Source organism: Silvimonas amylolytica, from assembly GCF_014645555.1.
In the GTDB taxonomy this organism is placed as follows: Bacteria; Pseudomonadota; Gammaproteobacteria; order Burkholderiales; family Chitinibacteraceae; genus Silvimonas; species Silvimonas amylolytica.
Genome location: NZ_BMLY01000002.1, coordinates 491570 through 514977 on the forward strand (window position 1 = coordinate 491570; position 23408 = coordinate 514977).

General features: G+C 58.8%; 21 protein-coding genes and 3 riboswitches. Of the genes, 8 read left to right on the plus strand and 13 right to left on the minus strand.

Translation table 11 applies throughout. The features are described 5' to 3' along the window. Positions 1-27 precede the first annotated feature (27 nt). The 3 genes from IEX44_RS08590 (at position 28) to IEX44_RS08600 (ending at position 3801) form a co-directional block, all read left to right on the plus strand. Positions 28-2037, plus strand: a complete 2010-nt coding sequence (locus IEX44_RS08590) for a dynamin family protein (RefSeq protein ID WP_188691844.1) — start codon at positions 28-30, stop codon at positions 2035-2037. Between the two features lie 122 nt (positions 2038-2159). After that, positions 2160-2918, plus strand: coding sequence for a copper homeostasis protein CutC (locus IEX44_RS08595; RefSeq protein WP_188691846.1), 759 nt, complete (start codon positions 2160-2162; stop codon positions 2916-2918). Between the two features lie 265 nt (positions 2919-3183). Then, the gene (locus tag IEX44_RS08600; RefSeq protein ID WP_229678841.1) at positions 3184-3801 is read left to right on the plus strand and encodes a hypothetical protein; all 618 of its coding nucleotides are present in this window, start codon (positions 3184-3186) and stop codon (positions 3799-3801) included. A gap of 62 nt (positions 3802-3863) precedes the next feature. Here IEX44_RS08600 and IEX44_RS08605 read toward each other — a convergent pair whose 3' ends face one another. Both IEX44_RS08605 and ahcY read right to left on the minus strand, forming a co-directional pair. After that, positions 3864-4346: a GNAT family N-acetyltransferase gene (locus tag IEX44_RS08605; protein WP_188691848.1), complete on the minus strand. Its 483-nt coding sequence runs from the start codon at positions 4344-4346 to the stop codon at positions 3864-3866. Between the two features lie 111 nt (positions 4347-4457). Beyond that, complete coding sequence (gene ahcY, locus IEX44_RS08610) at positions 4458-5876, minus strand: adenosylhomocysteinase (RefSeq protein ID WP_268238886.1); 1419 nt, start codon at positions 5874-5876, stop codon at positions 4458-4460. Between the two features lie 114 nt (positions 5877-5990). Beyond that, a riboswitch (S-adenosyl-L-homocysteine riboswitch) is annotated at positions 5991-6059 on the minus strand. Positions 6060-7013: 954 nt separating this feature from the next. Then, positions 7014-7110, plus strand: a riboswitch (glycine riboswitch). A 35-nt stretch (positions 7111-7145) separates the two neighbouring features. Then, a riboswitch (glycine riboswitch) is annotated at positions 7146-7249 on the plus strand. A 47-nt stretch (positions 7250-7296) separates the two neighbouring features. Between ahcY and gcvT the strand changes: the two genes are divergently transcribed. From gcvT to IEX44_RS08635, 5 genes are all read left to right on the plus strand, one after another. After that, the gene (gene gcvT, locus IEX44_RS08615; RefSeq protein ID WP_188691850.1) at positions 7297-8379 is read left to right on the plus strand and encodes a glycine cleavage system aminomethyltransferase GcvT; all 1083 of its coding nucleotides are present in this window, start codon (positions 7297-7299) and stop codon (positions 8377-8379) included. 209 nt (positions 8380-8588) lie between these two features. After that, positions 8589-8975, plus strand: coding sequence for a glycine cleavage system protein GcvH (gene gcvH, locus IEX44_RS08620; protein WP_188691853.1), 387 nt, complete (start codon positions 8589-8591; stop codon positions 8973-8975). A 277-nt stretch (positions 8976-9252) separates the two neighbouring features. Further along, complete coding sequence (gene gcvP / locus IEX44_RS08625) at positions 9253-12111, plus strand: aminomethyl-transferring glycine dehydrogenase (RefSeq protein ID WP_188691855.1); 2859 nt, start codon at positions 9253-9255, stop codon at positions 12109-12111. Positions 12112-12340: 229 nt separating this feature from the next. Next, complete coding sequence (locus IEX44_RS08630; RefSeq protein WP_188691857.1) at positions 12341-12673, plus strand: hypothetical protein; 333 nt, start codon at positions 12341-12343, stop codon at positions 12671-12673. An 89-nt stretch (positions 12674-12762) separates the two neighbouring features. After that, a complete protein-coding gene (locus IEX44_RS08635) occupies positions 12763-13230 on the plus strand; it encodes a DUF1203 domain-containing protein (protein ID WP_188691859.1) in 468 nt (155 codons plus the stop codon). A gap of 45 nt (positions 13231-13275) precedes the next feature. Here IEX44_RS08635 and IEX44_RS08640 read toward each other — a convergent pair whose 3' ends face one another. The 11 genes from IEX44_RS08640 to ssuE form a co-directional block, all read right to left on the minus strand. Further along, complete coding sequence (locus tag IEX44_RS08640; protein ID WP_188691860.1) at positions 13276-14370, minus strand: sulfate/molybdate ABC transporter ATP-binding protein; 1095 nt, start codon at positions 14368-14370, stop codon at positions 13276-13278. A gap of 26 nt (positions 14371-14396) precedes the next feature. Next, entirely contained in the window at positions 14397-15263 is an 867-nt protein-coding gene (cysW, locus tag IEX44_RS08645; RefSeq protein WP_188691862.1) for a sulfate ABC transporter permease subunit CysW, read from the minus strand. A 3-nt stretch (positions 15264-15266) separates the two neighbouring features. After that, entirely contained in the window at positions 15267-16100 is an 834-nt protein-coding gene (gene cysT / locus IEX44_RS08650; protein ID WP_188691863.1) for a sulfate ABC transporter permease subunit CysT, read from the minus strand. A gap of 168 nt (positions 16101-16268) precedes the next feature. Further along, the gene (locus IEX44_RS08655) at positions 16269-17279 is read right to left on the minus strand and encodes a sulfate ABC transporter substrate-binding protein (RefSeq protein ID WP_188691866.1); all 1011 of its coding nucleotides are present in this window, start codon (positions 17277-17279) and stop codon (positions 16269-16271) included. A 199-nt stretch (positions 17280-17478) separates the two neighbouring features. Continuing rightward, complete coding sequence (locus IEX44_RS08660; protein WP_184101788.1) at positions 17479-17694, minus strand: TOBE domain-containing protein; 216 nt, start codon at positions 17692-17694, stop codon at positions 17479-17481. A 133-nt stretch (positions 17695-17827) separates the two neighbouring features. Next, positions 17828-18637 (minus strand): ATP-binding cassette domain-containing protein, encoded by an 810-nt coding sequence (locus tag IEX44_RS08665; RefSeq protein WP_188691869.1) that lies wholly within the window; start codon positions 18635-18637, stop codon positions 17828-17830. A gap of 18 nt (positions 18638-18655) precedes the next feature. Next, positions 18656-19435, minus strand: a complete 780-nt coding sequence (gene ssuC / locus IEX44_RS08670) for an aliphatic sulfonate ABC transporter permease SsuC (protein WP_188691872.1) — start codon at positions 19433-19435, stop codon at positions 18656-18658. Between the two features lie 87 nt (positions 19436-19522). Next, positions 19523-20677, minus strand: coding sequence for an FMNH2-dependent alkanesulfonate monooxygenase (ssuD, locus tag IEX44_RS08675; RefSeq protein ID WP_229678843.1), 1155 nt, complete (start codon positions 20675-20677; stop codon positions 19523-19525). A gap of 31 nt (positions 20678-20708) precedes the next feature. Continuing rightward, entirely contained in the window at positions 20709-21641 is a 933-nt protein-coding gene (locus IEX44_RS08680; RefSeq protein ID WP_188691875.1) for a sulfonate ABC transporter substrate-binding protein, read from the minus strand. Between the two features lie 13 nt (positions 21642-21654). Continuing rightward, on the minus strand, positions 21655-22587 hold the full coding sequence (locus IEX44_RS08685; protein ID WP_188691878.1) for a sulfonate ABC transporter substrate-binding protein: 933 nt from the start codon (positions 22585-22587) through the stop codon (positions 21655-21657). A 166-nt stretch (positions 22588-22753) separates the two neighbouring features. Next, positions 22754-23347 carry an NADPH-dependent FMN reductase gene (gene ssuE, locus IEX44_RS08690; RefSeq protein WP_188691881.1) on the minus strand — a complete coding sequence of 198 codons (594 nt, stop codon included), beginning with the start codon at positions 23345-23347 and terminating at the stop codon, positions 22754-22756. Between the last annotated feature and the right edge of the window lie 61 nt (positions 23348-23408).

Sequence of the window (23408 nt, forward strand, 5' to 3'; positions counted from 1 at the left end):
AGAGCCCAAAAGGGCGTGAGGACCGAGATGAGCACCGACTACCTCCATCGTGACGAGATAGCCGCCAACGATGTAGACAGCAACGACCGCCTTGCCGGCGACTTCCAGGCCTATAGCGCCTGGCGCGGCCAGTTGTCGCAACGCGTGGCGCAATTGTCGCGCTGGCTGTCTGAGCAAGACCTGGACGACGCCCAAACCCAGCTGCGCATTCAGACGCTGCTGGAAAAACTCAAGGACGACAAACTCAATATCGCGTTTGTGGCCGAGTTTTCTCGCGGCAAATCTGAACTGATCAATGCCATTTTCTTTGCGCATTATGGCAAGCGCGTGTTGCCGTCTTCGGCTGGTCGCACCACCATGTGCCCGACTGAAATCCTGTTCGACCCAACGCGTCCGCCGTCGATCCAGTTGCTGCCGATCGAAACCCGTGCGCAGAACGTGACCACCAGCGAGTACCGTCGGTACACCGAAGAATGGGCCACCACTGAACTGGAGATCGACAACGCCGACGCCATGCTGGCCGCTTTGGGCCAGGTGGGGCATACCAAGCGCGTGTCGACGGAAGTTGCCAAGAGCTTTGGCCTGTTTGATGAGGATGATCCCGATCAGGTAATCACCGTGGGTGCAGATGGCACGGTAGAAATCCCGGCCTGGCGTCATGCCGTGATCAACTTCCCGCACCCGTTGCTGGAACAAGGCCTGGTCATTCTGGATACCCCGGGTTTGAACGCGATCGGTACCGAACCGGAACTGACGCTGAACCTTCTGCCTAACGCGCATGCCATTTTGTTCATCTTGTCTGCTGATACCGGCGTGACCAAGAGCGATATTGATGTCTGGCGCAACCATATTGGCAAGGCGCAAGCAGGTTCGCGCGGCCGTCTCGTGGTGCTGAACAAGATCGACGGTCTGTGGGATGAGCTCAAGACGCCGGCACAGATTGAAGCCGAGATCGACCGCCAGGTGGTCACGACCGCCAGCCTGTTGGGCGTCAACGCCAACCATGTGTTCCCGGTCTCCGCACAAAAAGCGCTGGTCGCCAAGGTACAACACGACGAAGCGCTGCTGCAGCGCGCGCATCTGATGGATCTGGAAGCCGCGCTGTCGGGCGAACTGTTGCCCGCCAAGCAAGACATCGTGCGCGACAGCACGATCACCGAAGTCGAAGACATTGTCATGGCGACTCGCAGCCTGCTGGGCACGCGTCGTACCAGCCTGCTTGAACAACTGGACGAACTGGCCCGCTTGCGGGGCAAAAACCAGGACGTGGTCATGCAGATGATGGACAAAGTGCAGACCGACAAGCGTCATTTCGAACAAGGTCTGGTGCGCTTCCAGGCATTGCGCAGCATTTTCAGCCAGCAAACGAATCAGTTGCTCACGCTCTTGGGCATGGATTCGCTCAAGGCAGAGATCGCCCGTATTCGCGACGAAATGGAACGCAGCTGGTTCTCGTTTGGTGAAGGCGGCCTGCGCGCCACCATGGAGCGCTTCTTCAAGGACACCAACGCCAACATCGCCAGCTCTGCCGAACAAGTGGCGGAAATCCAGGCCATGATGGCGGCCATGTACAAGAAGTTCAGCGAAGAACACGGCCTGGGGCAGGTGACACCGCCGCCGTTCTCCACGCTCAAGTATCACAAGGAAATCGCCCGTCTGGAGAAGTCCTTCCGTGAGCATTTCAATACCGTGGGCCGTTTGCTGACTACCAGCCAGAGCCGCATCACCCGCAAGTTCTTCGAAACCGTCGCTAGCCGTGTGGTGTACGTGTTTGAAGTGGCCAACCGTGATGTGGAAAACTGGCTCAAGGCCGTGATGGCACCGATGGAAACCCAGGTGCGCGAGCATCAACTGCAACTGCGTCGTCGCCTGGAAAGCATCAAGCGCATCCACAAGGCAACCGACACGCTGGAAGGCCGGATTGAAGAACTGGAAGACATGGATCGGCAACTGACCAGCCAGATGGATGACCTGGATCAATGTCACCGTCAGGTGCTGGCCGCGCTCAACAGCGAGATTTCGCGTTTAGCTGCGTAAGCGCTCCGTGAGCCAAAAAAACGCCCGCCTGAAACGCGGGCGTTTTGTTTTGGCAGGTTGCTGATTTGAGCCCGGCGACCGATTCGTTTACGCTTGCCCGACAACACAACTGAGCGACCGCTATGGCCCATCAAGACATCCTGCTGGAAATCTGCGCTGGCTCTGTGACCTCTTGTCTTGCCGCACAGGAAGGCGGGGCAAGCCGGGTCGAGTTCTGCGACAACCTGCTGGAAGGTGGTACAACGCCATCTTATGGCGCTATTGCCGCAGCGCGTGATCGTCTGTGGATTACCCTTAATGTCATCATTCGGCCGCGCGGTGGCGACTTTCTGTATTCCGACGTTGAGTTCGAAGTGATGCGGCGTGACATTCTGGCCTGCAAAAAACTGGGCGTGGATGGGGTGGTGATCGGCCTGTTAACCGCCGATGGGGATATCGACGTTGCGCGCACCAAGCAACTGGTTGAACTGGCCATGCCTATGCAGGTGACATTCCACCGTGCGTTTGATGTTGCTCGTGACCCAGTGCAGGCATTGAAGGATGTGATCAGCACCGGGTGTAACCGTTTGCTGACCTCGGGCCAGGCACCGACCGCCCCTGAAGGCGCCGAACTGATCTGCCAATTACGTGAGCAAGCCGGCAACAAACTGGTGGTGATGCCGGGGGCAGGTGTACGTGTGAACAATATCGCTGAACTGGTTCGTGCCACGGGGTGCCGCGAGTTTCACACCTCGGGTCGCGCGCCTTTCCCCAGTGGCATGCGTTACCGCAATGACCGCGTCAAAATGGGTGCGCCCGGGCAGGATGAATATGCCATCGTTGAAACATCCGCCCCGCTGGTGCAAGAAATTCTGGCCAACGCCCGCAGTGCGCTGACTTGATCGCAGTCCGCCAGAAACAGAAAACCCGCCATATTGGCGGGTTTTTTATTGCCTGGCAGAGCAAGGGCCGCTGTCAGATAACAACGGACACGAAGACGCACAACGGGGTAAATCTGAAATGGTTGACATCATTACCAATTGTTTCGCCTGCAAAACACGCCCTCACATACAAGCCGGGCGCGCAGTGTAATTCTGTGATCGTGGACGGGCCAGATACAACCCGGCCCGAGCCCAAAGACAAGTTTGACCCTTAGGAGAAATACCCATGAAAGCCCTGATCGCAATCGCTACTGCTGCTGGCCTGTTGTTCGGTACCCCGGTTTTTGCCGCTGACGCTAGCGCACCGGCGACCGCTGCAACGGCTACTCATCACAAGAGCACGAAGCATCACGCCAAGAAGGCAACCGCTTCGACCACCGAACAAAAAGCGCAAGCCAAGAAACACAAAAAGGCTTCCGCCGCTTCGACCGTAGCCCAAAAGGCGCAGGCCAAGAAGCACAAGAAGGCATCCGCCGCTTCGACCGCACAAAAGGCGCAGGCCAAGAAGCACAAGAAGGCATCCGCCGCTTCGACCGCACAAAAGGCCCAGGCCAAGAAGCACAAGAAGGCATCCGCTGCTTCGACCGCACAAAAGGCCCAAGCCAAGAAGCACAAGAAGGCATCTGCTGCTTCGACCGCACAAAAGGCGCAAGCCAAGAAGCACAAGAAGGCATCCGCTGCTTCTGCCGCTCAGAAGGCGCAAGCCAAGCACAAGAAGGCATCTGCTGCTTCTGCCGCTCAAAAGGCACAAGCCAAGCACAAGAAGGCATCCGCTGCCTCTGCTGCACAAAAGGCACAAGCCAAAAAGCATCACGCCAAGAAGCACGCTGCCAAGAAGGCCTAAGTTTTCTGAAGGCCAAGGCACCCGCCAACCCCCTCACGTGAGGGGGTTTTTTTATTGGATGCTCACAATGGTGTATTCATGAACACGGACTGCACACTGAGGCCGTGTTTCTCGTAGAAGCGGATGGCGCTTTCATTAAAGCTGAATACCTGCAGGTAGAGTGTTACTGCGCCCTGTTCCTTCGCCCAGTGACGTGCGGCACGCAGTAATTGTTCACCCATCCCGCAGCGCCGATGACTACTGGCAACGACGATGGTGCCGATCCGTGCTTCGCGCCGGGCACGAATAAATGGCGGAACGGGCGGCTCGGTCACTTTGGCAGAGATAAAACCGCAAACGTCTTCACCACTTTGTGCAACCAGCACAATGCTGTCGGCAGCATCCATCGTATTGCGCCACCACGTTTGCGTGGCAGGGTCACCCGACTGGCCAGGCACGAACACATCCGGTGCCCCTGCATGATGTTCATGATTGATTTCGTCTGAAAGCCGGCAAATGGCCGGCAGGTCTTCGAGTGTGGCGGGGCGGATCACGACGACATTCATGGTAAGGAGGCAGGTGTAAACCCAAAGCGCAGACCTTATCACGTGAACACCCACCATAAAAAAACCGGCCAATGAAGGCCGGTTTTGTGTTGCAAGCACATGCGCGAATGCTTAGTAGCGATAATGCGCCGGCTTGTACGGGCCGTTCTTGGGCACGCCAATGTAGCTGGCTTGCTCGTCTGACAGTTCGGTCAGATTGGCACCGATTTTGGCCAGATGCAGGCGAGCGACTTTCTCGTCCAGATGCTTGGGCAGCACGTAAACACCTACCGGGTATTGTGACTGCTTGGCGAAGAGTTCAATCTGGGCCAGCACCTGGTTGGCAAACGAGTTGGACATCACGAACGACGGGTGGCCGGTGGCGCAACCCAGGTTCACCAGGCGACCTTCCGCCAGCAAGATGATGCGCTTGCCGTCCGGGAAAATGATGTGGTCGACTTGCGGCTTGATGTTTTCCCACTGGTACTGGCGCAGCGAAGCCACTTCAATTTCGCTGTCAAAGTGACCAATGTTGCAAACAATGGCGTTGTTACGCATGGCTTGCAGATGACGATGCGCGATCACGCCGACGTTACCGGTGGTGGTCACGAAGATATCTGCCTGGCCAGCGACGTCATCCATACGCACGACACGGTAGCCTTCCATGGCTGCTTGCAGGGCGCAGATCGGGTCGATTTCGGTAACCCAGACTGTGGCGCCCAGACCGCGCAGGGATTGCGCGCAACCCTTGCCCACATCGCCATAACCCAGCACTACCGCCACTTTACCGGCGATCATCACGTCGGTTGCACGCTTGATGCCGTCCACCAGCGATTCACGGCAGCCGTACAGGTTGTCGAACTTGGACTTGGTGACCGAATCGTTCACGTTGATGGCCGGGAAAGCCAGGCGGCCTTGCTCGTGCATCTGGTACAGGCGGTGGACACCGGTGGTGGTTTCTTCGGTTACGCCCTTGATGTGGGCCAGACGCGTGGAGTACCAGCTGCCATCTTTGGCGATCTGTGCCTTGATGGCGGCGTACAGCACGGTTTCTTCTTCGTTGGTCGGGTTGCCAACAAGGCTGATGTCTTTCTCGGCACGTGCGCCCAGATGCAGCAGCAGGGTGGCGTCGCCGCCGTCATCCAGAATCATGTTGGCGAATTCGCCATTTGGCCATTCGAAGATCTGGTGAGTGAACTGCCAGTATTCTTCCAGCGACTCGCCCTTGAACGCGAACACCGGCGTGCCCTTGCCCTTGAAACCATTGGCGGCGATACCGGCAGCAGCGTGGTCTTGCGTCGAGAAGATGTTGCACGACGCCCAGCGTACATCGGCACCCAATTCTTGCAGGGTTTCGATCAGCACGGCGGTCTGGATGGTCATATGCAGCGAACCGGCAATGCGAGCGCCCTTCAGCGGCTGGCTGGCGCGGCCTTCCTCACGCACGGCCATCAGGCCAGGCATTTCGGTTTCAGCAATGCGGATTTCCTTGCGGCCCCAATCGGCCAGCGAGAGATCAGCAACTTTAAAATCAGTGAAGTTATCAGCCACAGCGATACGTCCTTTGCGATGTGGCCGGAAGAGGGGCGGGGTGAGTCATCACCTGAAAACCTGCACGCATGATGATCGATCATTGGCAGGTAGAGCCCGTGTCCGGCACGGTTGATCAGGTGAGCGCCGTTGAGACTCCGGGCCTGGGGCAGATGGGATTTTGCCTCGCAGCGCTCCCCGGAAGTGGGCGGATTATAGCAAATAATATTTTGCTGCGCGGGGTGGGGGGCTGGAGCGGTAGCGACGCTCCAGCGTCGCAGGGTGTGTTAGCACCTGACGGCGCGGTGTTTTGATACCCGGGGTGCCGGGCCCACGTTACTTTTCTTTGCTTCGCCAAAGAAAAGTAACCAAAAGAAAGGCGACCCTGCGACAGCGCCCCTTCGGGGTTCCCTGCGCTTCTCGTGAGTGCCGGCTGGCTCCAGGGAACTCGGGCTAAAGTCCTCAAACACCCTTACGCCGAAACCCCGGCCCTCCCTGCGATGCTCGGCGCTGCCGGAGGGGAGGCAAGTCAAAAGCAACATCAAAAGCAACCCCAACCCCAACCCCAACCCCAACCCCAACCCCGCAAACCATCTGCCCGAATAGATATGACTTACCTTGCCCACCACTTCGTCATTCCCGCGGAGGCGGGAATCCAGTCCGCAGCCCAGCGGGCTGCCTGTGGTGGATTGTCACTACGTTCCGAATCCACCCTACAAAAACCGCACGCAGACAATTTGGCCGTTGCCGTTGCCGTTGCCGTTGCCGTTGCCGTTGCCGTTGCCGTTGGGGTAGGTTGTTTTTGATTTTCCTCCCCCGTAAAAGCCAAGCGCCGAGGGCGTGGAGGGAGACCCCAGGCTCCCGACCAACCGAGGGAAGCCCGGAGGGCCGCCAGGCTGGGGTCGCCTTTCTTTGCCTACTTTCTTTGGGGCCGCCGAGGTGGCGAAGCAAAGAAAGTAGGGTGCCCCCGCCACCGCGGGTATCAAACGCATTTCAAACCCGCGCCAAAGGCGCTAACAAGCGTTCAAGGATTTGCAGTTGGGATCTTGCAAGCCAGGGCCAGTCAAGGTGGCTAACCATGCAGGCATACCACCCGTTGTATTTCCCATAACCCGTACGAACGGCAGTTGCCAACTCCCCACCCCATCCGCATAATCGCGCCGTCATGCAGGAGAGCGTCTTACCCGCAACGGGAAGGCCGCCGAAGGCGCAAGCGCACCCGCAATCGCTCAGGCAAAAGGACTGCGTGACCTTTGAGTGCCAATGTCGGTTCCAACCCGGTCATTTCGCACGAAAAACTCTGGAGAGCTGTGCCATACAGGGCACACACCGAAGGGGCTAAGGGCTGGCGATGCCAGCCTGAAAATCTCAGGTGCCGGGACAGAGGGGTGTGGTACCCACAAGTACGCCGTACTTGTAATCCACGCACCTGGAATGTCCGATGACGCAGAAGCAAACCCCGCTGTACCAGTCCCACGTTGACGCTGGCGCGAAGATGGTTGATTTCGCCGGCTGGTCCATGCCGATTCACTACGGCTCCCAACTCAAAGAACACGAAGCGGTACGCGCTGATGCCGGTGTGTTTGATGTCTCCCACATGGTGGTGCTGGATATCACGGGCGGTGATGCCAAAGCCTGGCTGCAGCACATTCTGGCCAACGACGTTGCCAAGTTGGGTTTTGTGGGCAAGGCGCTGTACTCGGGCATGCTGACGGAACAGGGCACTGTCATTGACGATCTGATCGTCTACCTGTCTGAAACCGGCTACCGCATGGTGGTCAATGCCGGCACGCGTGAGAAAGATCTGGCCTGGCTGACCAAAACCAGTGCCGGGCGCGATGTACAACTGAACGTGCGCGACGATCTGGCCATGCTGGCCATTCAAGGCCCCAATGCCATTGATAAAGTCTGCGCCATCATGCCGCAATGGGCTGATGCGATTCGTGGCCTCAAGGTTTTTCAGGGCCTGCCGTTTGGCGAGTGGTTTGTCGCCCGCACCGGTTACACCGGCGAAGACGGTCTGGAAATCATGCTGCCCGCCACGGATGCCCCGGTGTTCTTTGCTGAACTGATCAAGGGCGGTGTTGCCCCGATTGGCCTGGGCGCGCGCGATACCTTGCGTCTGGAGGCCGGCATGAACCTCTATGGTCATGACATGGACGAGACCATCAGCCCACTCCAGGCCGGCATGGGCTGGACCGTGGCCTGGGCACCTGCCGAGCGAGACTTCATTGGCCGCAGCGTGATCGAAGCTGAGAAAAACGCCGGCGTCGCCATGAAGCAAGTGGGCCTCGTACTGACCGAGCGTGGCGTGCTGCGCGAAGGCATGCGCGTCGCCACGCCGTACGGTGATGGCGTCATTACCAGCGGCACGTTCTCCCCGACTTTGAAACATTCCATTGCCATTGCCCGGGTACCGGCAAGCACTGACAGCTCCGCAGAGGTCGATCTGCGTGGCACACTCACGCCTGTGCGCGTGGTCAAGCTGCCCTTTGTGCGCAACGGCAAGCAAGTTTTCGAATAAGAGCCACTAACACAACCCTGCTGGCGTCGTTACGTTCACTCGCCGTACGACTTGTACTGTCTTCGTTTCACGTGCCTGGCCAGCACCGTTTCACTGGGTTGTGTTAGCGGCTCGAAACTATCCTGGTGCATCGCGCGGCCCGCTCCGGCAAGAGCAGGCCGCTGATCGCGGTGCATTGAACCAAACTATCTGATCAAGAGAGAACCAACATGCTGGATATCCCTGCAGAACTGAAATACGCCGCCAGCCACGAGTGGATGCGTCTGGAAACCGACGGCACCGTGACCGTGGGCATTACCCATCACGCCCAGGAATTGCTGGGCGATCTGGTGTTTGTCGAACTGCCGAAGGTGGGCGCGACCCTGGCCAAGGACGAACAAGCCGGCGTGGTTGAGTCGGTCAAGGCGGCTTCTGACGTGTACGCCCCGATTGCGGGCGAAATCGTTGCCATCAACGGTGAACTGGAAAGCGCTCCGGAAATTGCTAACACCGAGCCGTACACCGGTGGCTGGTTCTTCCGCCTGAAGCCTGCCAACGTTGCTGACCTTGATGGCATGTTGAGCGCAGAAGACTACGCGCGCGAACTCGGCGCGTAATGGGCTACTGCGCGTTCGCAGATTGAACCCCGGCTGTGCTCGCGATCCTCAGTACCAGTTGTACGTTCCGGTCGCTGTGCGCAGGCGGTGCTCAATCTGCGAGCGCTCGCTACGCCCATGAGATTGTTTATACGCGGTGGATCAACAACCCGATCCGCCGCCAGCTTCACCCGCAGTACCGCTCGCACTTGCCCGACTCACAGCTTGACTCAAATGGCCGCTCACCCCAACGCACTGTTGCCGCAGTGTGTTTGGGTGAGCGGCGATGGAACGCACGATGACGCTCTCTGAACTGTTTCACCATGGCGATTTTATCGATCGCCACATTGGCATCGACACCACTGATGCCGCCGCCATGCTGGCAACACTGGGCCTGAAATCCAGCGCCGAACTGGTCGACCAGACCGTGCCTGCCGGCATCCGCTTCAACCAGAAGCTGGCGCTGCCTGATGCCATCTCGGAAACCGAGGCGTTGATCCGCCTGAAAGAGATTGCCGGCAAGAACCGCGTCAACAAATCGTACATTGGCCTGGGTTATTACCCGACACGCTTGCCGAACGTCATTCTGCGCAACGTGCTGGAAAACCCCGGCTGGTACACCGCGTATACGCCCTACCAGGCTGAGATCGCGCAAGGCCGTCTGGAAGCACTGCTGAACTACCAGCAAGTCATCATCGACCTGACTGGCCTGGAACTGGCCAATGCCAGTTTGCTGGATGAAGCCACCGCCGCAGCTGAAGCCATGGCCATGGCCCGCCGTGTGTCCAAAGCGGCATCCAACCGCTTCTTTGTCGATGAACGCGTCCTGCCGCAAACGCTGGATGTGCTGAAAACCCGCGCCACTTACTTTGGTTTTGAGTTAGTCAGCGGACACCCGGAAGGCGCCGGTGCCGAAGAGTACTTCGGCGCGTTATTCCAGTACCCGGGCGAAAACGGTCAACTGCTCGACCTGACCCCGCATATCGCCGCCGCCAAGGCCAAGGGTGCTGTGGCGATCGTCGCTGCCGACCTGATGGCCATGGTCATGCTCAAATCCCCGGCCGAAATGGGCGCGGATGTGGCGGTCGGCAATACGCAGCGCTTTGGCGTGCCAATGGGCTTTGGTGGTCCGCATGCTGCGTACTTTGCGTTCAAGGATGAAATGAAGCGCTCGGCACCGGGCCGCATCATTGGGGTGTCGATTGATGCCGCTGGCAAGCCGGCGTTGCGCATGGCGCTGCAAACGCGTGAGCAACATATCCGCCGCGAGAAAGCCAACTCTAATATCTGTACGTCCCAGGTGCTGCTGGCCAATATTGCCGGTATGTACGCCGTGTACCACGGCCCGGTGGGCGTGAAGCGCATTGCTGCGCGTATCCATCGTCTTGCCACCCTGTTTGCTGCGGGCGTGAAGCAAACCGGCGGCAAGCTGGTATTTGAAAGCTTCTACGATACCGTCCAGGTTGATCTGGGCAACAAGGCGGATGCCGTTTATGAAGCGGCGCTGGGCGCCGGCATCAACCTGCGCCGTGCCGGCCAGGGCGTACTGGGCGTGGCCTTCCATGAAAAAGCCACCGAGCGTGATCTGGAAACGCTGCTGGGGCTGTTCACCGGCAAAGTGTTTGATCTGGCCGATCTGGATGCCGCCGTGACAACGGACTTCATCCCGGCGGGCCTCGCACGTCAGTCCGCCATCCTGACGCACCCGGTGTTCAACACCCACCATAGCGAGCACGAGATGCTGCGCTATCTGAAAAAGCTGGAAAACAAAGACCTCGCACTGAATCACTCGATGATCTCGCTGGGCTCTTGCACCATGAAGCTCAACGCCACCAGCGAGATGATCCCCATCACCTGGCCGGAATTTGCCGAGCTGCACCCGTTCGCCCCGGTCGATCAAACCCGTGGTTATCTGGAAATGATTGATGGTCTGGCGGAGCAACTCAAAGCCATTACCGGTTTTGACGCGATCAGCATGCAACCGAACTCCGGCGCGCAGGGTGAATACGCGGGTCTGCTGGCGATTAGCCGCTACCACGAAAGCCGTGGCGACACGCAGCGCAAGGTGTGCCTGATCCCGCGCTCCGCCCACGGTACCAACCCGGCCACCGCGCAGATGATGGGTATGGAAGTGGTGGTGGTTGATTGCGATGAGCAAGGCAATATCGATATTGCTGACCTGAAAAAGAAGACGGAAGAACACGCTGCCGATCTGGCCGCACTGATGCTGACCTACCCGTCGACGCACGGCGTGTTTGAAGAAGCCGTGAAAGAAGTGTGCGACCTGGTCCACGCGCATGGCGGCCAGGTGTACATGGATGGCGCCAACCTGAACGCGCAAGTGGGGCTGTGCCGCCCGGCCGATATCGGCGCGGATGTCTCCCACATGAACCTGCACAAGACCTTCTGCATTCCGCACGGCGGCGGCGGCCCGGGCATGGGCCCGATCGGCCTGAAGGCGCATCTGGCCCCATTCATGGCCAGCCATGTTGTTACCCCGGTACCGGGCGCGCAGAGCGGCCAGGGTGCGGTCAGCGCAGCACCGTTTGGCAGTGCCAGCATCCTGCCGATTTCCTGGATGTACGTGACCATGATGGGTGCAGATGGCTTGCGCCAGGCCACGGAAGCGGCGTTGTTGAATGCCAACTACATCGCCACCCGCCTGGCCGGCCATTACCCGGTGCTGTACACCGGTAGCCACGGCCGTGTGGCCCATGAGTGCATCATTGATCTGCGCCCGCTCAAGGCAGCCAGCGGCGTAACGGAAGTCGACATTGCCAAGCGCCTGATGGACTATGGTTTCCACGCCCCGACCATGAGCTTCCCGGTAGCCGGTACGCTGATGATCGAGCCGACCGAGTCTGAATCCAAAGCCGAACTGGACCGGTTCATCGACGCCATGATCAGCATCCGTGCTGAGGCTGACAAAGTACAGAATGGCGTCTGGCCGAAGGAAGACAACCCGCTGCGTAACGCCCCGCACACGCAGGCCGATGTCACCGGCGAGTGGTCCCACCCCTACAGCCGCCAGGAAGCGGTGTTCCCGCTGGCGTATGTGGCCGACAACAAGTTCTGGCCGACCGTGAAGCGCATCGACGACGTATTTGGCGACCGTAACCTGGTATGCAGCTGCCCGAGTACCGATAATTACGGTTGAGTAGAGGATGGTTGCCAGGAAAAGAAAAAGCCCGCTTGATGCGGGCTTTTTTTCTGAACATGCTTGCAACAGATGTCAGTGCTGAAATTGCGCTGGCCCGACAGGGCCTCTAACATCCCGCCAGTTGCTTATCAGACCCGGCAAACGGGCCGTTGCAACCGCACTATCTTGCGAACAGGTTTTTGCATCGAGGGAGAGGTCCGTGTTGTTTTTTGCCGTATTGCTGTCGTTGATTGAAGCGCTGTTATTGAAAGGGGCTGCCACCGTACTCGGAATTGAAAAACGAAGCTACGGGCAATGTTTCGTGGCTGTTTTTCTGGGTATTTGTGTGGCTTACGGCTTGGCGGTCAGTGGCGTTCTGGGCGGCGGCTTGTTGGGCTTCATTGTCAAACTGCTGGTGTTCACACTGTCTATTGTGATCGTCATGGATGCAAAGTGGGTGCACGCGCTTATTATTGGCGCGGTCTTCAGCTTTATGGTGAATGTCTCGATCACTTATCACAGACCAGCGAACACCGCGGTGAAATCCGTGCAGGTGGTGCCAGGCGCACTGATGACCTGACGTGCAGGGCTGAATTCAAAAGCAACAAGCAGATATCAGGGCAACGCTGGTAAGGCAACAATCTCCTCATTCATCCTGAGGAGCCCACCATGTCCTATTGCATCACCGGCGTTGACCCCGGCCCGTTTGTTCATCTGTATGGTTTGCCCGATGAAGCCCTGAAACAACACAAAGCCCTGCGCCGTGTTGCCACTGGGCCATCGGGTTTTCCGGAGCGCACGCAAATGCGCGATGCGACGGTTGGCGAGTCTTTGCTGCTGGTGAATTTCACTCACCAGCCCGCCAATAGTCCGTACCAGTCCAGTCATGCAGTCTTCATTGCGGAAGGGGCAGAGACAACCGTCACTGTGAATAACCGGGTGCCGGAGTACCTCAGTAAACGGTTGATCTCATTGCGGGCGTTTGATGGGGATGACTTGATCGCGGCGGCGGATATTGCATCCGGCCATGATCTGACCGTACTGATCCAGCGCTATCTGGCCATGCCCAATGTGTGGTACTTGCATGCGCATTTTGCCAAATACGGTTGCTTTGCAGCGCGGATCGACCGCGCATGAAAAAGGCCACCGCAAGGTGGCCTTTTCAACGTGCACCAGAGGCAATCAGATCCCGCCGCCCGCGCTCCATTCTGCGGTCGGCGTGGCAGCACGGTGCTCCGGGATATACACGCGTGCTTCACGCGGTTGCAGGTAGACGGACTCGCCCACTTGCCACGCACCAATCTGTTGCTGTTCACGCGTGAGTTCGACTTCAACGGCGTCCTGATCGGCCACATCCAGCTCCAGCCGTACCGTCGCACCCAAGAGGCGGATATGCTGGATGGTGCCTTGCAGTGCGCCGGGGCCGGCTTCGCGCACGAGGTCGATCTCATGCGGGCGCACGTACACCATGGCCTTGTCGCCCACGCTTTCTGGCGCGGCAAAGCGCGTATCGCCCACTTGCGCCCAGCCTTCATGCACGCGGGAATGGAACAGATTCACGTCACCCAGGAACTGATACACAAACGGCGTGGCCGGTTTGTCGTAAACCTCGGTTGGCGAGCCCAGTTGTTCGATCTTGCCCTTGTTCATGACCACGACACGGTCAGCCACTTCCAGGGCTTCTTCCTGATCGTGCGTCACAAACACGCTGGTGATATGCATTTCGTCATGCAGGCGGCGCAGCCAGCGGCGCAGTTCCTTGCGCACCTTGGTGTCGAGCGCGCCGAATGGTTCATCCAGCAGCAGCACTTTGGGTTCGACCGCCAGCGCGCGTGCCAGGGCAATCCGCTGGCGCTGCCCGCCGGAGAGCTGTGCCGGGTAGCGATCAGCCAGCCAGTCCAGCTGTACCAGGTTCAAGAGATCATGCACCTTCTTTTTGATCTCTTCCTCAGACGGACGCTGGTTGCGCGGGCGTACGCGCAGACCAAAGGCCACGTTCTCGAACACGGTCATGTGGCGGAACAGGGCGTAATGCTGGAACACGAAACCCACATTGCGCTCGCGCACGTGTTTCTCGGTGGTGTCTTCACCGTGGAACAGAATCTGGCCGTCATCCGGCGTTTCCAGACCGGCAATGATTCGCAAGAGTGTGGTCTTGCCGCAGCCGGATGGGCCCAGCAGGGCCAGCAGTTCGCCGGTTTTGACTTCCAGGTTGATGTTGTCCAGCGCCGTGAAGTTGCCAAAGCGCTTGGCGATATTACGAATCTCGATACTCATGGTGTGTTACCTGTGAGGATGCGGCCTTAGCCGTCTACCGCGTTGGCACGATCACGTGCTGCGAGTTGTTCAGTCCGCCATTCCACCCAGCTCTTCACCGCCAGGGTGACGAGTGCCAGCAAGGCCAGGATGGAAGCGCAGGCAAAGGCGCCGACAAAGTTGTATTCGTTGTACAAAATCTCGACATGCAGCGGGATGGTGTTGGTCTCGCCACGGATATGGCCAGACACCACCGATACCGCGCCAAATTCACCCATCGCCCGGGCATTGGCCAGGATCACGCCGTACAACAAACCCCATTTGATATTGGGCAGCGTGACGCGCCAGAAAGTTTGCCAGCCCGAAGCGCCCAGGCTCAGCGCGGCTTGTTCTTCTTCTGAGCCCTGCGCTTCCATCAGCGGGATGAGTTCACGGGCTACAAACGGGAAGGTGACAAACACCGTCGCCAGCACAATGCCTGGCACGGCAAACACAATCTTCAGGTTGTGATCAGACAACCACGGGCCCAGCCAGCCTTGCGCGCCAAACATCAGCATGTAGATCAGACCAGCCACCACGGGCGATACCGAGAACGGCAAGTCGATCAGTGTGACGAGAACGCTTTTGCCCTTGAAATCGAACTTGGCAATGGCCCATGCAGCGGCGACACCAAAGGTCAGATTCAATGGCACCGAGATGGCGGCGGCGATGAGGGTCAGTTTGATCGCAGACCAGGCATCCGGCTCTTTGAGCGCTTCAAAGTACAGATCAAAACCCTTGCGTAGCGCTTCGGTAAACACCGACACCAGCGGCAACGCCAGGAACAGGGCAATGAACAACAGGGCCAGCGTGGTCAGCAACCAGCGGACTGGTTTGGATTCGGTGGTGACGATAGAACGGGGACTTTGCGCCATGGCTTATTTCCTCCGCCCAAGTCGTTTGGCCGCCCACCATTGCAGGCCATTGATGACCAGCAACAAGGTGAACGACACGCCCAGCATCACCACGGCAATCGCTGTTGCACCGACGTAGTCGTATTGCTCCAGCTTGGAGATGATCATCAGCGGGGTAATCTCGGATACAAACGGCATATTGCCGGCGATAAAGATCACCGAACCGTACTCGCCAATGGCGCGGGCAAACGCCAGCGCAAAACCGGTCAATAGCGCCGGCAACAGCGTCGGCAGGATGACCTTGCCGAAGACCTGCCAGCGGGTTGCGCCGAGGCTGGCGGCGGCTTCTTCCAGTTCTTTTTCCAGGTCTTCCAGCACCGGCTGCACCGTGCGCACCACAAAGGGCAGCGTCACAAACGTCAGCGCAATCACCACACCGATCCGGGTAAAGGCGATCTTGATATCAAACGGCGCAAACAACTGGCCGACCCAGCCATTGGGGGCATAGATGGTGGCCAGAGAGATACCCGCCACGGCGGTGGGCAGCGCAAACGGCAGATCGACCATCGCATCGATAAAGCGCTTGCCGAAGAACTGGTAACGCACCAGCACCCAGGCAATCAGCAAACCGCCAAACAGGTTCAGCAGCGCGGCAATCAGCGACGCGCCAAACGTCAGCTGGTACGACGCCACCACGCGCGGGTCGCTAATGGTGTGCCAGAACTGCGCCACCGGCATTTGCGTGCTTTTTAAAATCAGCGCCGCCAGCGGGATCAGCACGATCACCGATAAGTAGAGCAGCGTGTAGCCCAGCGCCAGGTTAAAGCCCGGCAGCACGCTGTGTTGTTTGAAAGCCAAGGTGGATTCCTTGAGAGGAGCAGGTGTTATGTAGGGTGGATTCGTGCCCCTTGGGGGGGGCCCACAAAGCCGTTGTCAGGTACTAGTGACAGTGGCAGTGGGGCAGCAATCCACCATTGCAACGGTGGATTGTCGCTACCGCTCCGAATCCACCCTACGCGTGACGTATTACTTCTTGGCAACCGATGCGGCGATCTTGTCGTACACACCGCCATCCGCAAAATACTTGGCCTGGGCCGCTTGCCAGCCGCCAAAGTCGTTGATACCAAACAGCTTCACGTTCGGGAACTGGCTGGCATGCTTGGCAAACACGGCCTTGTCGCGCGGACGCAGATAATTGTCTGCCGCGATTTCCTGGGCTTCCGGGCTCCACAGCCAGGACAGATACTCTTGTGCAGCTTTGCGGGTGCCTTTCTTGTCGACCACCTTGTCTACGAGGGCCACCGGCGGCTCGGCTTCGATCGACACCGACGGGTACACCACATCAAAGTTACCGCGACCAAATTCGCGGGCGATCATTTCGGCTTCGTTTTCAAACGTCACCAGCACATCGCCAATACCGCGTTGCATAAAGGTGGTGGTCGCGCCCCGGCCACCGGCTTCCAGCACCGGCACATTCTTCAGAATGGATGCCTCAAAATCAGCAGCCTTTTGCTCATTGCCGCCCGGCTGGCGCAGTGCATAGCCCCACGCGGCCAGGAAGGTATAACGGCCATTACCGGATGTTTTCGGGTTGGGGAAAATCACCTGCACGCCCGGCTTGGCCAGATCGTTCCAGTCCTTGATGCCCTTGGGGTTGCCCTTCTTGACGATCAGCACCTGCAAAGAGGTAAACGGCGCGGAGTTATCCGGCAGGCGCTTGGCCCAGTCCGGTGGCAACAGCTTGGCCTTGTCGGCAATCGCGTCGATGTCGTTGTGCTGGTTCATGGTCACCACATCGGCTTCCAGGCCATCAATCACCGAACGCGCCTGCTTGCTGGATGCGCCATGCGACATCTGGATCGTCGCCTTTTCCTTGAACTTGTCCTGATAGTGCTTCTGGAACGCCGGGTTGTAATCCTTGTAGAAGTCACGCATCACGTCATAAGAAACGTTCAGCAAGGTGACATCGGCAAAGGCCGGCACGGTAATGGCCACGGCGACGGCGGCAACGATCAGGCGGGTGACAAGGCGGGACATGAAAAACCTCTGGGTATGATATTTGAGAAGAATTCTCTCCGATTCTTATATTCCCACAAAGGCTGATTTGCTACTTGTATATATCTGGTTGCAGAAAAGCCAACAATGGCGCGGGTTTCGGGGTTTTTGTGGCGATCAGCTTGCAAAACAAACAGGGCGCTAATAGCGCCCTGTTTGTTTTCTCAAACCGGAAAAGCAATTACAACGTGGCAATCGACACCTCGGTCGACTTCACGAAGGCGATCACTTCGCTGCCTGGCTTGAGGCCCAGTTCCTTGACGGAACGGGTGGTGATCACGGAGGTGACGATGCCGGATGGGGTGGTGACGTCGACTTCAGACAGTACCGGGCCTTCAATAATTTCTTTGATGGTGCCGCGGAACTGGTTACGAACGTTGATTTGCTGGATGGCCATGGTGTAGTGCTCCAATGAAATGTTGTCGTGTGCCGGTGAGGCCGGGTGTTTTCAGGTGATGACAGACTCAGCGTATCAGCAGCTTTTTATACATCAAAGTAATTTGATATTTGTTTTATATTCCATTGTGTAATTAAAGAGCCCAGCGTAATGCCGCTGGCACAACGGGTTCTAAGGCCAGGGGCGGGGCAGGTTCTTCGCTATGGCCCGGTAGTGCCAGCACACGGTTGAGAATGCGTTCTTCCAGGGCCGCAAAGGCGGCTGTGCCGCGAGCGCGCGGACGGGGCAGATCAATGGCTTGATCAAGACCAATGCGGCCTTCCTCAATCAGGATGACCCGGTCGGCCAGTGCCGCCGCTTCTTGAACGTCATGCGTGACCAGTAACACGGTAAAGCCGTGGTGCTGCCATAGACGTTCAATGAGCTGATGCATTTCGATGCGGGTTAGCGCATCCAGTGCGCCTAGTGGCTCATCCAGCAGCAGCAAGCGTGGGCGGTGGATCAGCGCACGTGCCAGCGCAACACGCTGGCGCTGTCCGCCGGAAAGCTGGGCGGGCCACTTGTCAGCATGTTCAGTCAGGCCCACTTCGGCCAGCGCTTCTTGCGCCCTGCTTTGCCAGTCTCCTGACAAACCCAGGCCTACGTTTTGCAGGACCGTTTTCCAGGGCAACAGCCGAGCGTCCTGGAACATCAGCCGGGTATCTTGCTGCAGGTTGATATGAGGTTTGCCATCGGCCGCAATTGCGCCTGCACTGGCTGTATCGAGCCCGGCAATCAGCCGGAGCAATGTGGATTTACCGCAGCCGGAACGGCCGACCAGGGCGACGAATTCGCCGGCATGCAAGGTCAGGTCCAGTTCATGCAGCACAATCTTGCTGTCATAGCGTTTGCCGACACCGGTCAGTTGCAGCGCCACGCCATTCACAGAAAAAGGGGCATTCATGGGGTTGCTCCGGTTCATTTATTGATAGGCCGGATGCCAGCGCAGCCAGCGGCGCTCCAGCAGGCGCGCAACGGCATCACTGGCTTTGCCCAGCAGGGCATACAGCAAGATCGACAGCACAACGACATCGGTCTGCAGAAACTCCCGCGCGTTGGTGGCGAGGTAGCCAATGCCGGTACTGGCTGAGATGGTTTCGGCCACGATCAGCAAAATCCACGCGAAGCCGAGTGCAAAACGTACGCCGACAAGAATGGAGGGCAATGCCCCTGGCAGGATGACATCGCGAAACAGCGGCCAGCCTTTGAGACCGTAGCTGCGGGCCATCTCCACCAGGCCGGTGTCGACCGAGCGAATACCGTGGTAGGTGTTGATGTACACCGGAAAAAGCGTGCCAAAGGCCACCAGAAAGAGCTTGGCGCTCTCATCAATGCCAAACCACAGGATGACCAGCGGGATCAGTGCCAGCGGCGGAATGGTGCGGATCATCTGAACGGTGCTATCCAGCAGCAACTCACCGCGGCGAGACAAACCGGTGATCAAGCCCAGCGCCAGGCCAATACCCCCACCGATGGCAAAGCCGATCATGGCGCGGACAAAGCTGATTTTCAGATGCAGCCAGAGTTGGCCGGAGGCGGCGAGATCCTTGCCTGCCTTGAGGACGGCCAGTGGCGATGGCATGACGCGGTTGTCGATTTCGCCCGCGCTGGCGGCAGCTTGCCAGGCCAGGATGATCAAAAGGGGCACCAGCCAGGGCAGGAGCGTGTTGGTGAGGTGTCGACTGGATGATTTGCTCGACATGGGGTCACTCCGTCGATGTGTTCATTTGATTCTTGCTGCGTGCCAGACATGGAGGCCGGGGCCATGTGGGCCCCGGCTACCATGACGTCAACTGGCCGCCACCTTCACCGACGGCGGCAGATCATTGGCCACGATCTCGCCAAACGGCCCAGTCAAATTCGCCTTCACGGGCGCACGGGTTTGTTCGGACAGGGGTAACAACGGGAAGACCAGTTCTGCAAAGCGATAGGCTTCTTCCAGATGCGGGTAGCCGCTGAAGATGAAGCTTTCAATGCCCAGATCCGCGTATTCCTTGATCCGCGCGGCGACTTCTTCCGGGCTGCCGACCAGTGCGGTACCCGCCCCGCCCCGTACCAGACCAACGCCTGCCCACAAATTGGGCGAGACTTCCAGCTTGTCGCGGCGGCCCCCATGCAGGGCGGCCATGCGTTGCTGGCCCACCGAATCAAACCGTGAGAACGCTTTTTGCGCTGCGGCGATCGTGTCGTCGGTGACGTGGCTGATCAATTCATCCGCAGCGGCCCAGGCGGCTTCAGAGGTCTCCCGCACGATCACATGCAGCCGGATGCCGAACTTCACGGTACGGCCCAGTTTTTGGGCCTTTTCACGCACCACAGCGATCTTCTCGGCCACGGCAGCGGGCGGTTCGCCCCAGGTCAGGTAGACATCGACCTGCTCGGCGGCAAGGTCTACGGCGGCGTCAGACGAGCCACCAAAATATAGCGGTGGATAAGGCGTTTGCACCGGCGGGTAGAGCGTTTTGGCGCCCTGGACTTTCAGGTGCTTGCCGTCGAAATCAACGGATTCGCCTTCCAGCACGCCGCGCCAGATCTTCAAAAACTCGTCGGTGACTTCATAGCGTTCGTTGTGATCCAGCCAGATGCCATCGCCGGCCTGCTCGTCTGGATCACCGCCCGTCACCACATTGATGAGCACGCGGCCGTTGGAGATGCGATCCAGCGTGGCAGCCATGCGCGCCGATACGGTAGGAGAGATGATCCCGGGACGAATCGCGACCAGATAACGCAGGCGCTCTGTCAGCGGCGCCAGACTGCTGGCGACAACCCAGGCATCCTCGCATGAGCGACCGGTCGGGATCAGCACGCCGTAATAGCCCAGTTCGTCGGCGGCCTGGGCAATTTGCTTGAGGTAATGGTGATTGACGCTGCGTGCGCCGTGGCCGGTGCCCAGGTAGCGGCCATCGCCATGGGTGGGCAGAAACCAGAAGACGTTCAAACTCATGATGTGTTCCTTGTGGGTATCCAGGGGGCGGTCAGTGGCGCACCACAATGTCTGCCACGTTGACGGGGTGCGGAATCAACCCTTCCGTGGCAAAGCGGTCGGCCAGTTTTTGTTGTTCTGCAATAGTTTTGTCGTCCAGCCAGCGCACGCGGTAATCCGGGTGGCGGGCCAGCACCTGTTCAAAGGTCGATTGATCCAGACCGACATATGCCGACAGCAAATGGGCCGCTTCGGCGTTGTGCTGTGCGATGAAATCGTTGTTGTGAGTCAGCGCGTCGAACACGGCGTCGAGCAGTGCTTTGTTCTTTTGCGCGAAATCACGGCTGGCCAGATAGAACGTCTGATTGCTGGTCAGGCCTTCACCACTGGCCAGCACCCGCACCGCGCCGGTTTTCTCGGCGGCGGCAAAGTACGGGTCCCAGATCGCCCAAGCATCGACTGCACCACGTTCAAACGCTGCACGGGCATCGGCCGGGGCGAGGTAAGCGGGCTGGATGTCATCCCACTTCAGCCCGGCTTTATCCAGCGCCCGTAGCAACAAGGCGTGAGAGCTGGAACCCTTTTGCAGGGCGATGCGCCGGCCTTTGAGATCTGCCAGCTGTTTGATTGCAGATGATCTGGGCACCAGAATCGCTGCCGCTTGCGGTTTGGCCGGCTCATAACCCACGTAGACCAGCTTGCTGCCGGCAGCTTGCGAGAACAGCGGCGGCGTGTCGCCCGTCATGCCAAAGTCGACCGAGCCGGCGTTGAGCGCCTCCAGCAACTGCGGGCCAGCGGGGAATTCCACCCATTTCACGGTCAAGCCTGGTTTTTGTTCCAGCACGCCACGGCTTTTGAGCACGATCAGGTTGAAAGAACTTTTCTGGTAGCCGATGCGTAGCTCCTCCGCCCGCGCCGGCAAAGCGGCCACGAGCGTGAGGGTTGCGATCACCAGCCAGCGGCCAGGTTGGGTCAACAGGGTCATGGGCCGGTTCTTCTTACTTGATCAGCGCGTCTTGTACCTTCACCGCCACCGGGATCAACCCCAGATCGTGGAAGGTGTCGGCGATTTTTTGCTGCTGGCCAGCCACTTGCGGGGTGATGGGTTGCAGACCCATGGTGTTACGCGGCAAGGTGGCGTTGACCACTTCGACGGGCAAGCCAATCTGTCCGGCCAGTTCTTTGGCGGCTTCAGCGTTGTTGGCATTAGCCCATTGGTCCGTCGTTTGCAGTTCAGCCAGCAGCGTTTTGGTAATGCCAGGCTGGGCGGTGATGAATTTGCGCGCCGCCAGGATGAACTGATAGTTGTTCACCAGACCCTTGCCATCACGCAGCGTGCGCACCGGCAACTGGGCTTCTGCAGCAGCCAGATAGGGGTCCCAGATTACCCAGGCATCGACTGCGCCTTTGGCAAAAGCAGCGCGCGCATCGGCGGGCGGCAGGTACACGGTCTGGATGTCAGACGGTTTCAGGCCGGCTTCTTCCAGGGCGCGCACCAGCAGGTAATGCACGTTGGAACCCTTGTTCAGCGCCACCTTTTTGCCCTTCAAATCCTTGACTGATTTGATGGCGGAGTCTTTGGGCACCAGGATGGCTTCGGCCGTCGGTGCGGGCGGCTCATAGGCCACGTAGACCAGTTGCGCGCCAGCGGCCTGGGCAAAGACCGGCGGGGCCTCGCCCGTCAGGCCGAAATCCACTGCGCCCACGTTCAAGGCTTCCAGCAATTGTGGGCCGCCCGGGAACTCCGTCCAGGTGACTTTCCAGCCTTGGCTTTCCAGTTTTTTCTCCAGCGTGCCACGCGCTTTCAAGAGCGTGAACACACCGTATTTCTGATAACCAATGCGCAAGGTCTGGTCGGCCGCCTGGGCGGGGCTGGTGAGGGCCAGGCCCAGCACCAGTGGTGCGAGGACGGCAAAGAGTTTGCGTAGCATGTGTTTCTCCGGAGCGTTGATGTTGTTGGTTTTCAAGAGCGGCTAACAAAACCCTGCACGACTGCGTTGTGCTCACTTGCCGTACTAACTCGTACTGTCTTCGTTTCGCACGCCTTGTCGGCACCGCTACGCTGGGTTTTGTTAGCCACTCTTATCATTGGGGGTGTTACAGGCTGACCCGGCCCAGGCGCAGTTGCGCATGCAGGGTGTCCGGGTCGAGCTGGACGTGGCCGGGGTTGGGCAGATGGGCAATGAAGCGGGCTAGCGCCACATGCAGGCGATCGTCGATCTCGGGCGAGAGCTGCAGAATGTCGCCTTCCCAGGTCAGTTCTTTGTCGGTGGCGTAGATGCCACCGAGCACATGGCGTGCTTTCAGTGCGGTCAGTACCGGTTGGAGGGCGTAATCCACCGCCAGCATATGCGCCGGGCTACCGCCCGTGGCCAGTGGCAAGACCACGTGGTGTGCCAAGGCACGTTCTGGCAAAACGTCCAGGACGACTTTGAGCGCACCGCTATAGGCTGCCTTGTAAACCGGCGTGCTGACCAGGACGCCATCGGCACCGGCAATCGCGTCTTGCAGGCGGGCAATGCTGGGGTGATCAAACTGCGCGTAGAGCAGTGCGTCCGGCGGGAAATCGGACAACGAAAACGACTGGATGGTGATGCCTTGTTGTACCAGCACCTGAGCGGCGCGGTTCAACAGCCCCTGGGAACGGGAGCGCGCACTGGGACTACCGGAAAGAGTCACGACTACGGGCATTTAAATTCCTTTTCGAGCTATCAAGTTGGTTTGATCTGTCGAATTGGGAATTTAAAGTGCG